This is a genomic window from Pseudomonas sp. S3E17, from assembly GCF_024168685.1.
GTDB classification, from domain to species: domain Bacteria; phylum Pseudomonadota; class Gammaproteobacteria; order Pseudomonadales; family Pseudomonadaceae; genus Aquipseudomonas; species Aquipseudomonas marginalis.
The window spans coordinates 445,236-462,077 of the sequence record NZ_JALJWE010000001.1 but is presented as its reverse complement, the minus strand read 5'-3'; the positions used below and the strand labels follow the sequence as shown (position 1 = coordinate 462,077).

The window sequence follows — 16,842 nt, the reverse complement described above, 5'->3', positions numbered from 1 at the left end:
ACTGCCATCGGGGGCAAGCCCCCTCCCACACTTGGATCTCAATCAGTCCAGGTCACTTGCATCATGGCGCTCGGGCAACTGTTCCTCGCCCGACACCCGATTCACCCGCCGCCCACGCTGCACCGCCGGCCGCGCCTCAATCGCGTCCGCCCAGCGCTGTACGTGCTTGTACTCGTGCACCGAGAGAAACTCGGCCGCCCCATACAAGCGACCTTTGACCAACCCGCCGTACCACGGCCAGATGGCGATATCGGCGATGGTGTATTCATCCCCGGCGATGTATTCGCTCACGGCCAGGCGCTGGTCCAGCACATCCAGTTGGCGCTTGGTTTCCATGGCAAAGCGGTTGATCGGGTATTCCATCTTGCTCTGCGCATAGGCATAGAAATGCCCGAAGCCGCCGCCCAGGTAGGGCGCACTGCCCATCTGCCAGAACAACCACGACAGGCATTCCGCGCGGGCCGCCGGCTCGGTGGGGAAGAAGGCGCCGAACTTCTCGGCCAGGTACTGCAGGATCGCGCCGGACTCGAACACGCGAATCGGCTGGGCGCCGCTGTGGTCCATCAAGGCCGGGATCTTCGAGTTCGGGTTGACCCCGACAAAGCCGCTGCCGAACTGGTCGCCGTCGCCGATCTTGATCAGCCAGGCGTCGTATTCCGCGCCGCTGTGCCCCAGGGCCAGCAGTTCCTCGAGCAGGATGGTGACCTTCTGCCCATTGGGCGTGGCCAGGGAATACAGCTGCAGCGGATGCTTGCCGACCGGCAATTGCTTTTCATGGGTGGCGCCGGCGATGGGCCGGTTGATGCTGGCGAAGGTGCCGCCACTTTCGGCGTCCCAGGTCCAGACCTTGGGTGGGACATAGCTGGATGAATCGGTCATGCTCACTGCTCCTGAGGCGCTTGGGATGGATGAATTCAAAGCGCATCTTACCGATTGGCTCACATTCAGATACCCCACATGGCCGACAGACTTGAAGATATTCTCGCCAATCACCTGAAGGTCGTGTTCTGCGGCATCAACCCCGGCAAGGGTTCCGCCGCCCTCGGCCTGCATTTCGCCAACCGCAGCAACCGCTTCTGGCGCACCCTACACCTGGCCGGCTTCACGCCCCATGAAATCCGCCCCGAACACGGGCGTACGCTGCTGCACTACCACTGCGGCCTGACCACGTTGGTGGAACGTCCCACGGCCAGCGCGGGCGAATTGGCACGGCATGAGTTCACCCAGGCCGCGACGGGCTTCGAACACAAGATCCGCCACTGCGCGCCGCGCTTCGTGGCGTTCCTGGGCAAGCCCGGCTACAGCGCGTTGAGCGGCCAACGCGAGATCGACTGGGGCTTGCAGCCAAAGGCGCTGGGCGGCGCGTCAGTGTGGGTACTGCCCAATCCCAGCGGACGCAACCTGGCGTTCAGCCTGGAGCAGTTGGTGCAGGCGTATCAACAATTGCGCCGGGCGACCGAGTGCCCTTAATCTCTTGGGCTCGTCACCCTGACAGCAATGGAGGCTTCATGAAACTGATCGGCATGCTGGACTCGCCCTACGTGCGCCGCGTGGCCATTTCCCTGGACCTGTACGGGGTGGATTTCATGCATGAACCCCTGTCCGTGTTCCGCACCTTCGACGAATTTGCGCAGATCAACCCGGTGGTCAAGGCCCCTACCCTGGTGCTGGACGATGGCACGGTGTTGATGGACTCCAGCCTGATCCTGGAGTACCTCGAAACCCTGGCCCCGGCTGACAGGAAGCTGTTGCCCCGGCAACCTGCGGCACTGGCCAAGGACTTGCACGTTCTGGGACTGGCGCTGGCGGCCTGTGAGAAGAGCGTGCAGATCGTCTATGAACATAACCTGCGCCCGGCCGAGAAGCTGCATGCACCGTGGCTTGAGCGCGTGAGCGGGCAATTGCTCGCGGCCTATGGGTTGCTGGACAAGCAGCTGGGCGACAGCGAAGCACTGACCCAGGCGTCGATTACGGCGGCGGTGGCCTGGTCGTTCAGCCAGTTCACCGTGGCATCGGTGGTCAAGGCGGATGCATTTCCCAACCTGCAACGGCATGCCGAGCGGCTGGAGCGGCATCCGGCGTTCAAGCGTTATCCCATCGAATAAGCGACACAGTTTCAAATGTGGGAGGAGGCAAGCCTCCTCCCACACTGGTCTGTGTTATCTGAACGAGAGTGTTCGGTTCAGACCCACCCGCCGTCAACGATGAAGTTCTGCGCCGAACACATCGCCGAGGCATCGGACGCGAGAAACAGCGCCATATTGGCGATGTGTTCCGGCAGTACGCTGCCGGGCAGGCACTGGCTGCGGCTGATCAGTTCCTTGGCGGCGTCATCCACCCACATGGCCAGCTGTTTTTCGGTCATCACCCAACCGGGCACCAGCGTGTTCACCCGGATACGGTTCGGCCCCAGCTCCCGTGCCAGCGCGCGGGTCATGCCGTGGGCGGCGGCCTTACTGGCGGCGTATACCGGGTAGCCGGCGGAGGCCATCATCCAGCCGACGGAGCCGAGGTTGATGATCGAGCCGCTGCCGGCGCGTTTCATCATCGGCACGACGGCCTTGGCGGCAAAGAAGGCGTGTTTGAGGTTGACTGAGATCAGCTTGTCGAAGGTTTCCGAATCGACTTCTTCCAGGGTGTGGCGCACGTCATTGGCGGCGTTGTTCACCAGTACGCTGATCGGCCCCAGGGAATGCTCGAAGCGCCCTATGGCCGCCTTGTAGGCGATTTCATCGGTGATGTCGCAGCACACGAACTCCACGGCATGCCCCTGGGAACTCAACAACGCCGCCAGGCGTTCGCCCTGGCTTTGCGCGCGGTCCACAAACCCGACCTTGGCACCCTGCACGGCGAAGGCGCGCACCATGAATTCGCCGATCCCCGAGGCGCCCCCGGAAATCAGTACGGTCTTGCCCTTGAGGTCGGGATAAACGGCGTGTTCAGTACTCATAAAAGGATGCCTCGATCAATTAGTCTTATTTTATTTTACGAAATCGGCTTTAAAGGCTATAAATTCGCTGTCCAACCGACAAAATATCGCTATTAGTAGAACTATTCCACTCAAAACAACAAAAGGAAGTTCGACCATGAAGCACCCTCGATACCTGCTGTCCGGCCTGGCGCTGTCCATGATGATCGCCAGCGGCGGCGCCCAGGCGGCCGGCCTGAGCAGCGAGCAAAAACCTTTCGGTAAAACCAACGACGGCACTGCCGTCGAACAGTACATCCTGCGCAACAGCCACGGCATGCAAGCCACGGTGATCACCTACGGCGGCGTGTTGCAGTCGCTGAAAGTGCCGGACAAAAACGGCACGGTCGACGACGTGGTGCTGGGCTTTGACGACGTACAAGGCTATCAAGCCGGTACGGCGTTTTTCGGCGCAACCATCGGCCGCTTCGGCAATCGCCTGGCCGGCGGCGCCTTTGAACTCGACGGCAAGCGCTTCCAGGTGCCGCTCAACGACGGCCCCAACTCACTGCATGGCGGCGCCCAGGGCTTCGACAAGCAGGTGTGGAAGGCCGAGCAGGTCAAGGACAAGGACTCAGTCGGCGTGAAGCTGAGCTACCTGTCCAAGGACGGCGAGATGGGCTTTCCCGGTAATTTGAAAACCGAAGTCACCTACCGCCTCAACGACAAGAACGAACTGCACATCGACTACAAGGCCACCACCGACAAGCCGACGGTACTCAACCTCACCAACCACAGCTACTTCAACCTGGCCGGTGCGGGTAACGGCGACATCCTCAAGCACGTCGCTACATTGCATGCCAGCCATTACACCCCGGTGAATGCCACCTTGATTCCCACCGGCGAACTCGCGCCGGTCAAGGGCACGCCGATGGACTTCCTCAAGCCCACCCCGATCGGCCAGCACATCAAGGAAGATCACCCGCAGCTCAAGTTTGCCGAGCCGAAACAGGGCGGGTTTGACTTCAACTGGGCGCTGGACACCAAGGGCGACGTCAAGCAACTCGCCGCCGAGGTGCACGACCCGGCGTCAGGCCGGCGCTTGCAGCTCTACACCAGCGAACCGGGGGTGCAGTTCTATACCAGCAACTTCCTTGATGGTTCGGTGAAGGGCAAAGGTGGCAAGACCTACCTGCACTGGAGTGGTTTCACCTTGGAGACCCAGCACTTTCCGGATGCGCCTAACCAACCGACGTTTGCCTCGACCCGTTTGAATCCAGGGCAGACGTATACCCAGAACACCGTCTTCAAGTTCTCCGCTGATTAACCTGACATCAACCCGCTTCGGTTAACGAAGCGGGCTTTTTTTGTGGTGAGCGGGCTTGCTTACCACCATCAGCGTTGTTGCATGCGGTCGATGACCATCGCCAGCAGCAGGATCAAACCGTTGTGGTGAGCGGGCTTGCCCCGCGCTGGGGCGCGAAGCGGCCCTGAAACCCGCAACCCGGTTCAGCCTGGAAGAATGCAGTGACTGTGTTGGGGCCGCTTCGCAGCCCAACGACAACGGGCTTGCTTACCACCATCAACGTTGTTTCATGCGGTCGATGACCACCGCCAGCAGCAGGATCGAACCGCGGATCACATACTGGTAGAAGGTGTCGATGTTCTTCAGGTTCATCGCGTTCTCGATGATCGCTAGGATCAGCACACCTGCAATCACATGGCGGATCATGCCGATGCCGCCGCTCAGCGACACCCCACCCAGCACGCAGGCAGAAATCACCGTCAGTTCGAAACCCTGGCCGATCATCGGCTGACCCGAGGTCATGCGCGAGGCGAGGATCACCCCGGCCAATGCGCCGATCAGGCCGTGCACGGCGAAGATCAGGATCTTGGTGCGGTCGACATTCACCCCCGCCAGCAACGCCGCTTCCGGGTTGCCGCCGATGGCCATGGTGTTGCGCCCGTAGGTGGTGTAGTTGAGCAGCCAGCCGAAAAACAGGAAGCACACGATGGTGATCAGGATCGGCACCGGCACGCCCAGCAGTTGGCCGTTACCGAAGATAAAGAACTGATCCTGGGATACCCCTACCGCCTTGCCGTCGGCAAAGATATAGGCCAGGCCGCGCACGATCTGCATGGTCGCCAGGGTGGTGATCAACGCATTGACCCGCAGCTTGGCGATCACGATGCCGTTGATCAGCCCCACGACCAGGCCCATCAGCAGCGCCGCGCCGATGCCCAGCATGACGCTGTCGGTATCGCGCATCACAATCGCCGCCACCACACCGGCGCAGGCAATCACCGAGCCTACCGACAAGTCGAAGTGCCCCGATGCCAGGCAGAACAGCATGGTGCAGGCGGCGATGCCCACCGTGGAAATCGCCAGGCCCAGGCCGCGCATGTTCAACGGCGAAAGGAAGTTATCGATGAGCAAAGCGCACAGGACAAAGATGCCCACCGCCGCCAGCAGCATCGCCCAGTTGTCGAGCAGTGCGCGCATATCGAGGGGTTTGCGTGCCGTCGGCAGCGCGTTGTTTTGAGTGGTCATGGTCTTCTCTCAGTTCGCCAGGCCGCGCGGCAGGGCCAGTTGCAGCAGGTTGGATTCGGTCGCGTGTTCGCGGGTCTGTTCGCCGCGCATCGCGCCTTCGCACAGCACCAGGATGCGGTCGGAGATGCCCATCACTTCCATGAGGTCGCTGGACACCACGATCACCGCAATGCCTTGGGCCGCGAGGTTATGGATAATCTGGTAGATCTCGGCCTTGGCGCCGATGTCGATGCCGCGAGTCGGTTCGTCGAGCAGCAGGACCTTCATCGGCATCGACAGCCAGCGGCCGAGAATGGCTTTCTGCTGGTTGCCGCCGGACAGGTACATGATCTTTTGCGCGGCAGTCGGGGTTTTAACCTTCATCGCCTTGATCTGCTGGTCGGCGTTGCCCTTCTCCCAACCGTCGCGCAACAGCCAGCCAAACGACGCATGGGCGCCACGGGCACTGATATTGATGTTCTCGGCGACGCTGGACAGCGGAATGATGCCTTCCTTCTTGCGGTCTTCCGGGCACAGCAGTACACCGGCGGCGATGGCGTCGCGGGGCGAGCGCAGTTGCAGGGCCTCCCCACATAACTCAAGGCTGCCGGCGCTGGCGCGCTCCAAACCGCTGAGCAAACGGAACAGCTCCGTGCGCCCTGCCCCCACCAGCCCGAACAGGCCAAGGATTTCGCCTTTGCGCACCTCAAAACTGACCGGCTCACGCAAACCCGGGCCCAACAAACCGTCGACCTTGAGCGCCACCTCGCCGTGCTCGCGCGGGCGGTAGTCGTAGATGTCCTGGATGTCGCGGCCGACCATGCAGGTCACCAACTGGTCGTGGGTCAGCGCGCTCATGTCATCGAAGGTGCGCACGTAGCGGCCGTCCTTGAACACGGTGACCGCGTTGCAGATGCGGAACACTTCTTCCATGCGGTGCGACACATAGAGCACCACTTTGCCCTCGTCCCGCAGGCGCGCGATGATCGCCATCAGCCGGTCGATCTCCCGCGCCGACAGGCTGCTGGTGGGTTCGTCGAAGGCAATCACATGGGCGCCACGGGACAGCGCCTTGGCGATTTCCACCAGTTGGCGCTGGCCCAGGGACAGGCGCCCGAGTTTTTCCTCGGGGTCGATTTCATCCGCCAGGCCCTTGAGGCAAGCCAGGGCCTGCTTGCGCAGCAGGCCCCGGTTGACTACGCCGAAGCGCGAGGGCAAATGCCCGAGGAACAGGTTTTCGGCGACGGTCATTTCCGGCACCAGATGCAGTTCCTGGTGGATCACCGCCACGCCACTGGCGATGCTGTCGGCGGCGCATTTGAACGCCATGGTCTGCGCACCGATCTGCACGCTGCCGCTGCTGGGAATATAGGCGCCGCCGAGGATCTTCAGCAGCGTCGACTTACCGGCACCGTTCTCGCCCATCAAGGCGTGCACCTGCCCCGGGTGGGCGGTGAAGCTGATGCCGTCCAGCGCCTTGACCCCGGGAAAGGTTTTGCCGATAGCGTCAAAACGCAGGGCCGCCGCCGTCATTTCCACAGCCCGATCTTGGTCAGTTCTTCCTGGAAGTTGGCGCGGGTGATCAGGGTCACTTCATCCATGGCCGTGTATTTAGGCGGCTCGGTGCCCTTGGTGACCCACTCGTACATCATCAGCGCAGTGTTGTAGCCCTCGATGTGCGGGCTCGGCAGCATCGAGCCGAAGAAGCCGCTGTTGGCTTTCTTCAATTCGCCGATGGCGTCGGTGCCATTGATACCGATACCGATCACATTGGCCGCAGCGAAACCGGCGCTTTCGGTGGCGCGCACGCCGCCGAGCACGGTGTTGTCGTTCATGCCGCCGATGATCAGGTTTTTCGCGCCGCTGGGCAGCTTGACCAGGGCCGAGTTGGTGGCGTCCATACTGCCGGGGACGTCGAGGGTTTTCAGTGCAGCCGTCAGGATGTGGTCCTTGGGAATACCGGCTTCTTCGAGGGATTTGATCGAGCCGTCGGTGCGTTTCTTGCCGGTGTCGAGTTCATTGAAGGTGTTGATCACCGCGTAGGTGTCCTTCCAGACCCAACCACGTTTTTTCGCTTCGGCGGCCATGGCGGCGCCTTGCTTCTGGCCCACTTCAAACGCGGCCATGCCCAGGTACGGCACGTCCTCCATGAAGTTGCCCTTGGCGTCGACAAAACGGTCATCCACGGCAATCACTTTCAAGCCGTTGGCCTTGGCCTTGGCGACGATCGCCGGGCCCAGGGACACGTCCGGCGGGCAGATCACAAAGCCCTTGGCGCCGTTGGCGGCCAGGCTGTCGATGGCCGAGAGGGTTTTCTCGCCATCGGGCACGGCGATCTTGATCACGGTAAAGCCATGTTCCTTGCCGGCTTTTTCGGCAAAGGCCCATTCGGTCTGGAACCACGGTTCCTCGGCCTGTTTGACCAGGAAGCCGATCTTCACTTCTTCAGCGGCCAGCAACAGCCCGCTCAAGCTCATGGCCGAGACCGCCACAGCGGCGCAGCACAGGGAACGGATACCACGACGACGATGATTCATACGGGTGACTCCTTGTTGTTGTTTTTTGTTTGCTGTTTTTTGTAGGAGCGAGCTTGCTCGCGAAAAACGTTAACGATGACGCGTACATCCTGAATGCACACGGCGCGCTCAGGCCTTTCGCGAGCAAGCTCGCTCCTACAGTGAAGCGGTGCAGCTAACCGGCAAAGCGATGGCAAGGCATGCCGGGGACATCGACTTCAATGGCCAGCACCGCGCCGTCCAGAGGGTGATCCAATGGGCTGGCGGCGCTGGTGATATACAAAGTGGTGAGGTTGGGGCCACCGAATACGCAACTGGTGGGGCGACTCACGGGCAACTCGATAATGCGGTCCACCTCCCCCTCGGGCGTCAGGCGCAGCAGGCAACTGCCGTCCCAACGGGCGTTCCAGATGTAGCCTTGACTGTCCATGGCAGAGCCATCCGGCCCGCCGCGCAAGTGCGGCCCGAACCACGGCGTTGCGGGCTCGAGTTGGCCGTCGGCCTGGATCGAATACTGGTAGAGCGTGGCGTCCAGGCTGTCGCCGAAATGCACCTGGCGGCCGTCCTCGCTCCACAGCAAGGTATTGGGAATGCCCAGGCCGTGGAGCAACGGCGTGACCCGGGCATCGACATCGATGCGAAACAGACCGCCGGAGCGCCGCGTGATCGGCAAGTCTTCGCCGTGTTCGCCGATGTTGTTCTGCATCGTGCCCAGCCACAGGCGGCCCTGGGCATCGCAGCGCGCTTCATTGCCACGGTTGCCCGGTTGCGGGTCGGCCACGCACAGCAGGGTCAGGGCTTCGGTGGCCAGGTCCAGGCGGTAGACACCGCTGCTCAAGGTCACCAGCGCATCACCGCGTTCACACGGGATAAACGCCGAAACGTGCTCGGGCAACTGCCAGATCTGCAGCTGTCCGCCCATCAGGCGCAGGGCCTGTTTGCCGGCGATATTGACCCAGTACAGCGCCTGGGTCGGCACGTCCCAGAACGGGCCTTCCCCCAGTTGCGCACGGTGCTCAGTGACAGCGGTACACGACATGACGCCTCCTGATGAGTGTTTACAGCGAATCGCGGGATGGCGTGCCATCCACCAGACGCTGGATGCGCAACGGGTTGGCGTTTTTTAACGCGTCGGGCAGCAGGCTATCCGGGTAGTTCTGGAAGCACACCGGGCGCAGGAAACGGTCGATGGCCAAGGTGCCGACCGAGGTGCCACGGGCATCGGAGGTAGCCGGGTACGGGCCGCCATGCACCATCGAATCGCAGACTTCGACGCCGGTCGGGTAGCCGTTGAGCAGGATGCGCCCGACTTTCTGTTCCAGCAGCGGCGTGAGTTCGGCGAACTGTTGAAAGTCTGCCGGTTCGCCAATGATCGTCGCCGTGAGCTGGCCGTGCAGGCCGTGCAAGGCGGCGCTGAGCTGGGCTTGATCAGCCACTTCGACAAACACCGTGGTAGGGCCGAAGACTTCTTCCTGGAGCACTTCATCGCCCTCGAGCAACAAGCGCACATCGGCCTTGAACAGCTGCGGTTGCGCCTGATTGCCCGCCTGGGTACTACCGGCCAAATGCTGAATGCCCGAGTGAGCCAGGAGTTTTTCCAGGCCTTTGCCGTAGCTGCTCAGGGTGCCGGCATTGAGCATGGTTTGTGCCGGTTGCTCACCGATCAGTTGGGCGACCTGTTGGGTAAACGCGGTGAACTGCGGCGAGGCGATACCGATCACCAGGCCAGGGTTGGTGCAGAACTGACCGCAGCCCTGCACCACCGACGCGGTCAGGTCCCGCGCGACAGTTTCCGCCCGTACCTGCAGGGCCTGGGGCAGCACGATCACCGGGTTGATGCTCGACATTTCGGCAAACACCGGGATCGGCTGCGGGCGCGCCGCTGCCATATCGCACAAGGCGCGACCGCCCTTGAGCGAGCCGGTAAAGCCCACTGCCTGGATCGCCGGGTGCTTGACCAGCGCCTCGCCGACGCCGCCACCGAAGATCATATTGAACACGCCCGCCGGCATCTCGGTCGCTTCTGCCGCGCGAATGATTGCATTGGCCACCTGCTCAGCCGTGGCCATATGCCCGCTGTGGGCCTTGAACACCACCGGGCAACCGGCCGCCAGCGCCGCTGCGGTATCGCCGCCGGCGGTGGAAAACGCCAGGGGGAAGTTGCTCGCGCCAAACACGGCGACCGGGCCCAGGCCGATGCGGTATTGGCGCAGGTCCGGGCGTGGCAGTGGCTGGCGATCGGGTAACGCCTTGTCGATGCGTGCGCCGTAGAAATCACCGCGACGCAGCACCGTAGCGAACAGGCGCATCTGGCCGCTGGTACGCCCGCGCTCGCCTTTGATACGTGCGGCAGGCAGCGCGGTTTCGCGGCAGACCAACTCGATGAAGTTATCGCTCAGGCCATCCAGCTCGTCGGCGATCGCATCCAGGAACTGCGCACGGCGCGCGGCACTCAACGCACGGTACGCGGGATACGCCGCGGCGGCGGCCTTGGCGGCGGCGTCGACTTCTTCCGGAGTGGCCTGGTAGAAATCCTGCGGCAAGGTTTCGCCCGTGCTGGCATCGACGCTGTGCAGCTTGACGCTGCCGCTGGCGCTGCGCAGGCCGCCGATGTAGTTGTGGCCGAGGAACTGGGTCATGTTGATCTCCTTAAAGGGGGGTGACTTGGCCGGGTTCAAAGGCCGCCTCGCTGCTGCCGACGCCATTGACCAACGGCGCACCGAACTCAGCCTGGCTGATCTCGAACACATCGCCCGGTTGGGTACGTATACCATCGGCGAATGACAGCGTGGCGGTGCCGAAGAAGTGAATGTGCACATCGCCCGGCTTGAGGAACTGGCGGTATTTGAAGTGGTGATACTCGAGGTTTTCCAGGCTGTGGCACATATTGGCCTCGCCACTGAGGAATTCGTTCCGCCAGATTTCCTCGCCGTTACGCAGGATGCGGCTGGTGCCGGCCAGGTGCTGGGGCAACTCGCCCACGCGCAGTTCGGGGCCGTAGCTGCAACTGCGCAGCTTGGAATGGGCCAGGTACAGGTAGTTCTTGCGCTCCATGACGTGGTCGGAGAACTCGTTGCCCACTGCAAAACCCAGGCGATAGGGCTTGCTGTCCGGGCCGATCACATACAGGCCGCCGATTTCCGGTTCTTCACCGGCGTCTTCGGCAAACGGGGGCACCGGGAAGGCTTCGCCTGGGCGCACGACGATGCTGCCGTCGCCCTTGTAGAACCATTCCGGTTGCACACCGGCCTGGCCAGCAGCGGGCTTGCCGCCCTCCACGCCCCATTTGAAGATGCGCATGGTGTCGGTCAAGGCGCTCTCATCGCCGGCCTGCTGGTGCATTTTGTCCCGCGCCGAGGCACTGCCCAGGTGGGTCAGGCCGGTGCCGCTGATAAGCATATGGGCCGGGTCCGGGTGGTCCAGCGGCGGCAAAATCTTCAGGTCGGCCAACAGTGCGGCGTAGTCATGGCTGTCGCCCAGGCCCAGGCTTTCGACCTGCTGCTGCAACTTGACGCCCGCCTCGATGGCGGCCAGCGCCAGTTCGCGCACGCTGCGCGCGGTACGCACTTCGCGCACTGTGGCGCCTTCTACAACGCCGACCCGGCGTTCACCGTTGCTTGACTCGAACTGAACTAAACGCATCAGACTTCTCCCAGATTAAGTACGTGTGGCGCCACGGGCGCTGGCGGCGAATTGATCGGCGGGCAGTACGTGCTTGCGCTCCAGCACGCGGTAGACCACGCCGGTCAAGACCAGCCCGAACACCATGACCCCGGACAGGAAGTACAAGCCCGAGGCGAGGTTGCCGGTGTATTCCTTGAGCGCACCGATCACGAACGGACCGATATAGCCGCCGAGGTTGCCCACCGAGTTGATCAAGGCAATGCCCGCCGCCGCACTGGCGCCGGCAAAGAAGCGCCCCGGCAAGGTCCAGAACACTGCGGTGCAGGAAAACAGTGCAAACGCCGCCAGGCACAGCGCGGCCATTTGCAGCACCGGCACACTCAGCCAGGCGCTGAAGAACAAGCCGATGGCGCCGAGCACATACAGCACCGCCAGGTGGCCGTAGCGATCATTCAGGCGGTCCGAACTGCGCGGGATGATCAGCAGGCCGATGATGCCGAAGATGTACGGCACGGCGGAGATAAAGCCGGTGACCAGGTCGGTGCCGCCGAACTGCTTGATCAGGGTCGGCAGCCACAGGCCCAAGCCGTAAATGCTCAGGGTCACCGGCAGGTAGAACAGCGCCAGCAGCAGCACACGTTTGTCCTTAAGGGCATGCAGCGGGTTGCCGTGGCGGGTCTGGCCGTAGGCTTGCAGGTCTTTGTCCAGCTCGCCGGTGAGCCAGGCCTTTTCGTCGTCGCTCATCCATTTGACCTGCCTGGGGCCATCCGGCAGGTAGCGCAGCACTGGCCAGGTCAGCAGGATCGCCGGGGTGCCGATCACGATAAACAGCCACTGCCAGCCATGCAGGCCGAGGATGCCGTCCATGCCCAGCAGGCCGCCGGACACCGGGCCGGTGATCATCATCGCAATCGGTTGGGAGAGGATGAACAGCCCGAGGATCTTGCCGCGATGGCGCACCGGGAACCATTGGGTGATGTAGTACAGGACGCCGGGAAAGAATCCGGCTTCGGCCGCGCCGAGCAGGAAGCGCATTACATAGAAGCTGTGCGGCCCTTGCACGAAGGCCATGCCGATGGTGATCGCGCCCCAGGTGATCATGATCCGCGCGAACCAGCGCCGTGCGCCGAAGCGGTCGAGCATCAGGTTGCTGGGGATCTCGAAGAGGAAGTAGCCAATAAAGAACAACCCCGCGCCCAGGCCATAGGCCGCATCGCCGATACCGACGTCGGCGCCCATGTGCAGCTTGGCAAACCCCACGGCGGAACGGTCCACGTAGGCGATCAGGTACAGCAGGATCAGGAAGGGAATCAGTTTCAGCGTGATGCGCCGGATAAGCCGCAGTTCCTGGCTCATGGGGGTCGATCTCCGATTGTTGTTTTTATAGAAGCTCGGGGGACGCCTCTCGCGGAAATCCGCCAGGGTCATACCTCAGTTAAGCCAGACTATATAGTAGGACTATTTACAAAACAACTCTTCCAAAGCATCGATTTTGCGCTTATGTTTAAGCACGCATAGAACATATAGTCATACAATAAGAGAATCGATCATGTCTGATAAAAAGCCCGGCCTACGCTCCGCCCAGTGGTTTGGTACCGCCGACAAAAACGGCTTCATGTACCGCAGCTGGATGAAGAACCAGGGCATCGCCGACCATCAGTTCCATGGCAAGCCGATCATCGGTATCTGCAATACCTGGTCGGAGCTGACCCCGTGCAACGCGCATTTCCGCCAGATCGCCGAGCACGTCAAACGTGGCGTGATCGAGGCCGGTGGCTTCCCGGTGGAGTTCCCGGTGTTCTCCAACGGCGAATCCAACCTGCGCCCCACCGCCATGCTCACCCGCAACCTGGCGAGCATGGATGTGGAGGAAGCGATTCGCGGCAACCCGATTGACGGTGTGGTACTGCTGACCGGCTGCGACAAGACCACCCCGGCCCTGCTGATGGGCGCCGCCAGTTGCGACGTGCCGGCCATCGTGGTCACCGGTGGGCCGATGCTCAACGGCAAGCACAAGGGCCAGGACATCGGCTCGGGCACCGTGGTGTGGCAGCTCAGCGAACAGGTCAAGGCCGGCACCATTACCCTGGACGATTTCCTCGCGGCCGAAGGCGGCATGTCGCGTTCGGCGGGCACCTGCAACACCATGGGTACTGCGTCGACCATGGCCTGCATGGCCGAGGCACTGGGCACGTCCCTGCCCCACAACGCGGCGATCCCGGCGGTGGATGCGCGGCGTTATGTGTTGGCCCATATGTCCGGCATGCGTGCGGTGGAGATGGTGCGCGAAGACTTGAAGCTGTCGAAGATCCTCACCAAGGAAGCGTTTGAAAACGCCATCCGCGTGAACGCCGCCATCGGTGGTTCGACCAACGCCGTGATCCACTTGAAAGCCATCGCCGGGCGCATCGGTGTCGAGCTCGACCTGGACGACTGGACCCGCATCGGTCGCGGCATGCCGACCATCGTCGACCTGCAACCGTCCGGGCGCTTCCTGATGGAAGAGTTCTACTACGCCGGTGGCCTGCCCGCCGTGCTGCGCCGCCTCGGTGAAGCCAACCTGATCCCGCACCCGAACGCCTTGACCGTCAACGGCAAGACCCTCGGCGAGAACACCAAGGACTCGCCGATCTACGGCCAGGACGAAGTGATCCGCACCCTCGACAACCCGATCCGCGCCGACGGTGGCATTTGCGTGTTGCGCGGTAACCTGGCGCCACTCGGTGCGGTGCTCAAGCCGTCGGCCGCCAGCGCCGAGCTGATGCAGCATCGCGGGCGCGCGGTGGTGTTCGAGAACTTCGACATGTACAAGGCGCGCATCAACGACCCGGAACTGGACGTGGACGCCAACTCGATCCTGGTCATGAAAAACTGCGGGCCCAAGGGTTACCCAGGCATGGCCGAAGTCGGCAACATGGGCTTGCCGGCCAAGCTGCTGGCCCAGGGCGTGACCGATATGGTGCGGATCTCCGATGCGCGCATGAGCGGCACCGCCTACGGCACCGTGGTCTTGCATGTGGCGCCGGAAGCCGCAGCCGGCGGACCGTTGGCCACGGTGAAGGAAGGTGACTGGATCGAACTCGACTGCGCCAACGGCCGCCTGCACCTGGACATCCCCGACGCAGAGCTGGCGGCGCGCATGGCCGACCTGAAGCCGCCGCAGAACCTGATCGTCGGCGGCTACCGCCAGTTGTACATCGACCATGTGCTGCAGGCCGACCAGGGTTGCGACTTTGACTTCCTGGTGGGTTGCCGTGGGGCTGAAGTCCCCCGGCATTCCCACTAATTGGGATGCTATGATGCCGCGAATTTAAGTCGGAGCATCCCTGTCGTTATGGATCACCAGCCGTCCAAGCCGCGCAAGAGCATGCATGCCCAGATCGTTCAGGACTTGGGCATGCACATCGTTTCAGGTCGCTTCAAGCCCGAAGAACGGCTGCCCATGGAGGCCACGCTGTGCGAGGAGTACAAGGTCAGCCGTTCGGTGTTGCGCGAGGCGACCCGGGTGCTCAGCGCCAAGGGCCTGGTGTATTCCAAGCCGCGGGTGGGCGCGGTGGTGCGGCCGCGCTTGAAGTGGCACCTGCTCGACCCGGACGTATTGTCCTGGTTGATGCAGTCCACGCCCCACAGTGAGTTCTTCAATACCCTGGCCGGTGTGCGGCGCATCCTCGAGCCGGAGATCGCCGCCATGGCCGCGACCACCGCCACCGATGAAGACATCGCCACCATCGAAAAAGCCTACCAGGGCATGGAAACCGCGCAGACCCACGAACAGCTGCTGCAGGCCGACCTGGACTTCCACCGCGCCATTGCCGACGCCACCCGCAACGACCTGCTCGCCTATATGTGCAATATGCTGTCGTTGCCGCTGCGCGAGTCGATCAACATCACCAACCGCCGCCCGGACATCCAGGGCCTGAGCCTGCCCCGGCACAAGGCGATCCTCACCGCGATCCAGAACCGCGACGCCCTCGGCGCGCGGCATGCGTCGCTGGTGCAGTTGGATGACACGCGAGTGGCGTTGGATACGGTGATGAATGTGCTCACGCCGCTTTAGCCCGCCAATTGTGTCAGCCAGATCAAATTTGAGAGGGATATGACTTAGTCATACAGTGCGAGGAAAGGCGAAAAAAGAGCGAACCAAGTTTCGCTCCCTCTCTTCTTTAAAACAAAGTCACTTTAAGAGCCACCAACCTAAGAACCACACACAAACGTCACTGCGCACATTAATAACCAAATAACCCATTATAGTCATAGGATGCATATACATCGTAACTTGAGGCATCATAGGTCTTCTTATTAAAGATCGACACTTCCCCCTTACTCACGCCCCGAAACATCAAATTCTTACCAAGAGGCCGACGACCTCTGACAACTAACGCCACTGAAGGGGTGAGTGGCATAAAGCCCTCAAAATCAGATAAATCTTTTTGTCCCTCATCACTCTTACTTAGAATTATGGCGGGCGAACTTGAGGTGATAAACTTTTCCTGACCTTGCGCCACGAGAAGTTCAACCGAATAATCACCCGCCCCCAACCTTTCACCAAAGAGCAACGAGTCGATAAATAAAATTGACTTCAGTACGTTGCCAGCCTGCTGCTCTGATAGCTGTTTTTCACCATCCTCCCGAACAATCACAAGTTTTTTCACCTCAGAAGTGACCACATCCCTTGCATGCTTTGTCCTGAACAACTGAACCGCAAAAATACCAAGCAAATCCCTTATATCATTCTGGCGTTCAACCAAGCTTTTAATATACAAACCTACATCAGCACTTATTAAATTTAGTGTTTTCGAAAACCGAGATTCTAACGCTGTAAATTTATCTTCCAAAAAGCGCTTATTAATATCATCCAATTGATCGGCGTGAGGCTCGCCTCGCTTTTTATACTCATCGATTCCAATCAATATCTGAAACTCTTTGACCACAAGAGCAGCTACACCAGCCTGCTCACTGTATTTATAAGCAAGCATGTCATACACATCTTGATCGACATCCAGCCGATTGAAATATCTGACTTGGGAAATTGAGTTCAAATCAGTCGCAAACATGGCTTGATTGCGTACCTTATTGAAGGTTCGTACCCCCATACTTTTCTCGCCCGCTTTCGCCTCACGAGCAGCCAGCCAGTATTCCAAATAGGTCTGAGAAACATAGTGCTGTCTTTTAGGGATACTCATGCTCACCAACATTCCTTATCAATGAAAAAACACCCATCATCCGATGAATCGATATCCGAACACTCATCCGCCAGTTGGTCT

General features: G+C 61.2%; 15 protein-coding genes and 1 pseudogene. 6 read left to right on the top strand and 10 right to left on the bottom strand.

The window, feature by feature from the left end:
* Positions 1–42: 42 nt before the first annotated feature.
* Complete coding sequence (gene yghU / locus J3D60_RS01910) at positions 43–879, bottom strand: glutathione-dependent disulfide-bond oxidoreductase (protein WP_253489192.1); 837 nt, start codon at positions 877–879, stop codon at positions 43–45.
* A gap of 78 nt (positions 880–957) precedes the next feature.
* Here yghU and mug point away from each other — a divergent pair, with 78 nt between their 5' ends.
* Both mug and J3D60_RS01900 read left to right on the top strand, forming a co-directional pair.
* On the top strand, positions 958–1,470 hold the full coding sequence (gene mug / locus J3D60_RS01905) for a G/U mismatch-specific DNA glycosylase (RefSeq protein WP_253489189.1): 513 nt from the start codon (positions 958–960) through the stop codon (positions 1,468–1,470).
* A 38-nt stretch (positions 1,471–1,508) separates the two neighbouring features.
* Positions 1,509–2,105, top strand: a complete 597-nt coding sequence (locus J3D60_RS01900) for a glutathione S-transferase family protein (protein ID WP_253489174.1) — start codon at positions 1,509–1,511, stop codon at positions 2,103–2,105.
* A gap of 77 nt (positions 2,106–2,182) precedes the next feature.
* On the opposite strand, the gene J3D60_RS01895 is transcribed toward J3D60_RS01900, so the two are convergent.
* Entirely contained in the window at positions 2,183–2,950 is a 768-nt protein-coding gene (locus tag J3D60_RS01895; protein WP_027607585.1) for an SDR family NAD(P)-dependent oxidoreductase, read from the bottom strand.
* A 136-nt stretch (positions 2,951–3,086) separates the two neighbouring features.
* Here J3D60_RS01895 and J3D60_RS01890 point away from each other — a divergent pair, with 136 nt between their 5' ends.
* A complete protein-coding gene (locus J3D60_RS01890; protein WP_253489171.1) occupies positions 3,087–4,235 on the top strand; it encodes an aldose epimerase family protein in 1,149 nt (382 codons plus the stop codon).
* Positions 4,236–4,490: 255 nt separating this feature from the next.
* Here the strand turns inward: J3D60_RS01890 and araH are convergent, their stop codons facing one another.
* Genes araH through J3D60_RS01875 form a run of 3 tightly spaced genes read right to left on the bottom strand, consistent with a single transcriptional unit; the run spans position 4,491 to position 7,975 of the window.
* The gene (gene araH, locus J3D60_RS01885; protein WP_065925854.1) at positions 4,491–5,459 is read right to left on the bottom strand and encodes an L-arabinose ABC transporter permease AraH; all 969 of its coding nucleotides are present in this window, start codon (positions 5,457–5,459) and stop codon (positions 4,491–4,493) included.
* Positions 5,460–5,468: 9 nt separating this feature from the next.
* A complete protein-coding gene (araG, locus tag J3D60_RS01880; protein WP_253493936.1) occupies positions 5,469–6,971 on the bottom strand; it encodes an L-arabinose ABC transporter ATP-binding protein AraG in 1,503 nt (500 codons plus the stop codon).
* Positions 6,968–7,975 carry a substrate-binding domain-containing protein gene (locus J3D60_RS01875; RefSeq protein ID WP_065939750.1) on the bottom strand — a complete coding sequence of 336 codons (1,008 nt, stop codon included), beginning with the start codon at positions 7,973–7,975 and terminating at the stop codon, positions 6,968–6,970. Before J3D60_RS01875 ends, araG begins: the two co-directional genes overlap by 4 nt.
* Positions 7,976–8,004: 29 nt before the next feature.
* Here J3D60_RS01875 and J3D60_RS01870 point away from each other — a divergent pair.
* Positions 8,005–8,118: pseudogene (locus J3D60_RS01870) on the top strand (outer membrane lipoprotein carrier protein LolA); the annotation flags it as partial.
* An 11-nt stretch (positions 8,119–8,129) separates the two neighbouring features.
* Here J3D60_RS01870 and J3D60_RS01865 read toward each other — a convergent pair.
* The 4 genes from J3D60_RS01865 to J3D60_RS01850 are packed head-to-tail and all read right to left on the bottom strand — an operon-like array spanning position 8,130 to position 12,934.
* Positions 8,130–8,993, bottom strand: a complete 864-nt coding sequence (locus J3D60_RS01865) for an SMP-30/gluconolactonase/LRE family protein (protein ID WP_065939749.1) — start codon at positions 8,991–8,993, stop codon at positions 8,130–8,132.
* Positions 8,994–9,012: 19 nt separating this feature from the next.
* The gene (locus J3D60_RS01860; RefSeq protein ID WP_253489168.1) at positions 9,013–10,593 is read right to left on the bottom strand and encodes an aldehyde dehydrogenase (NADP(+)); all 1,581 of its coding nucleotides are present in this window, start codon (positions 10,591–10,593) and stop codon (positions 9,013–9,015) included.
* A 10-nt stretch (positions 10,594–10,603) separates the two neighbouring features.
* Complete coding sequence (gene araD1 / locus J3D60_RS01855; RefSeq protein WP_253489164.1) at positions 10,604–11,596, bottom strand: AraD1 family protein; 993 nt, start codon at positions 11,594–11,596, stop codon at positions 10,604–10,606.
* A 15-nt stretch (positions 11,597–11,611) separates the two neighbouring features.
* Complete coding sequence (locus J3D60_RS01850) at positions 11,612–12,934, bottom strand: MFS transporter (protein ID WP_092488245.1); 1,323 nt, start codon at positions 12,932–12,934, stop codon at positions 11,612–11,614.
* A 193-nt stretch (positions 12,935–13,127) separates the two neighbouring features.
* Between J3D60_RS01850 and J3D60_RS01845 the strand changes: the two genes are divergently transcribed.
* Positions 13,128–14,864 carry an IlvD/Edd family dehydratase gene (locus tag J3D60_RS01845; protein ID WP_027603618.1) on the top strand — a complete coding sequence of 579 codons (1,737 nt, stop codon included), beginning with the start codon at positions 13,128–13,130 and terminating at the stop codon, positions 14,862–14,864.
* A 48-nt stretch (positions 14,865–14,912) separates the two neighbouring features.
* Positions 14,913–15,635, top strand: a complete 723-nt coding sequence (locus tag J3D60_RS01840) for a FadR/GntR family transcriptional regulator (protein ID WP_027603617.1) — start codon at positions 14,913–14,915, stop codon at positions 15,633–15,635.
* A 169-nt stretch (positions 15,636–15,804) separates the two neighbouring features.
* Here J3D60_RS01840 and J3D60_RS01835 read toward each other — a convergent pair whose 3' ends face one another.
* A complete protein-coding gene (locus J3D60_RS01835; protein WP_253489161.1) occupies positions 15,805–16,761 on the bottom strand; it encodes a DUF4238 domain-containing protein in 957 nt (318 codons plus the stop codon).
* Between the last annotated feature and the right edge of the window lie 81 nt (positions 16,762–16,842).

Bases quoted from the DNA above. Each gene is read 5' to 3' on its own strand.
- yghU (WP_253489192.1), bottom strand. From the start codon at position 879: ATGACCGATTCATCCAGCTATGTCCCACCCAAGGTCTGGACCTGGGAC.
- mug (WP_253489189.1), top strand. From the start codon at position 958: ATGGCCGACAGACTTGAAGATATTCTCGCCAATCACCTGAAGGTCGTG.
- J3D60_RS01900 (WP_253489174.1), top strand. From the start codon at position 1,509: ATGAAACTGATCGGCATGCTGGACTCGCCCTACGTGCGCCGCGTGGCC.
- J3D60_RS01895 (WP_027607585.1), bottom strand. From the start codon at position 2,950: ATGAGTACTGAACACGCCGTTTATCCCGACCTCAAGGGCAAGACCGTA.
- J3D60_RS01890 (WP_253489171.1), top strand. From the start codon at position 3,087: ATGAAGCACCCTCGATACCTGCTGTCCGGCCTGGCGCTGTCCATGATG.
- araH (WP_065925854.1), bottom strand. From the start codon at position 5,459: ATGACCACTCAAAACAACGCGCTGCCGACGGCACGCAAACCCCTCGAT.
- araG (WP_253493936.1), bottom strand. From the start codon at position 6,971: ATGACGGCGGCGGCCCTGCGTTTTGACGCTATCGGCAAAACCTTTCCC.
- J3D60_RS01875 (WP_065939750.1), bottom strand. From the start codon at position 7,975: ATGAATCATCGTCGTCGTGGTATCCGTTCCCTGTGCTGCGCCGCTGTG.
- J3D60_RS01865 (WP_065939749.1), bottom strand. From the start codon at position 8,993: ATGTCGTGTACCGCTGTCACTGAGCACCGTGCGCAACTGGGGGAAGGC.
- J3D60_RS01860 (WP_253489168.1), bottom strand. From the start codon at position 10,593: ATGACCCAGTTCCTCGGCCACAACTACATCGGCGGCCTGCGCAGCGCC.
- araD1 (WP_253489164.1), bottom strand. From the start codon at position 11,596: ATGCGTTTAGTTCAGTTCGAGTCAAGCAACGGTGAACGCCGGGTCGGC.
- J3D60_RS01850 (WP_092488245.1), bottom strand. From the start codon at position 12,934: ATGAGCCAGGAACTGCGGCTTATCCGGCGCATCACGCTGAAACTGATT.
- J3D60_RS01845 (WP_027603618.1), top strand. From the start codon at position 13,128: ATGTCTGATAAAAAGCCCGGCCTACGCTCCGCCCAGTGGTTTGGTACC.
- J3D60_RS01840 (WP_027603617.1), top strand. From the start codon at position 14,913: ATGGATCACCAGCCGTCCAAGCCGCGCAAGAGCATGCATGCCCAGATC.
- J3D60_RS01835 (WP_253489161.1), bottom strand. From the start codon at position 16,761: ATGAGTATCCCTAAAAGACAGCACTATGTTTCTCAGACCTATTTGGAA.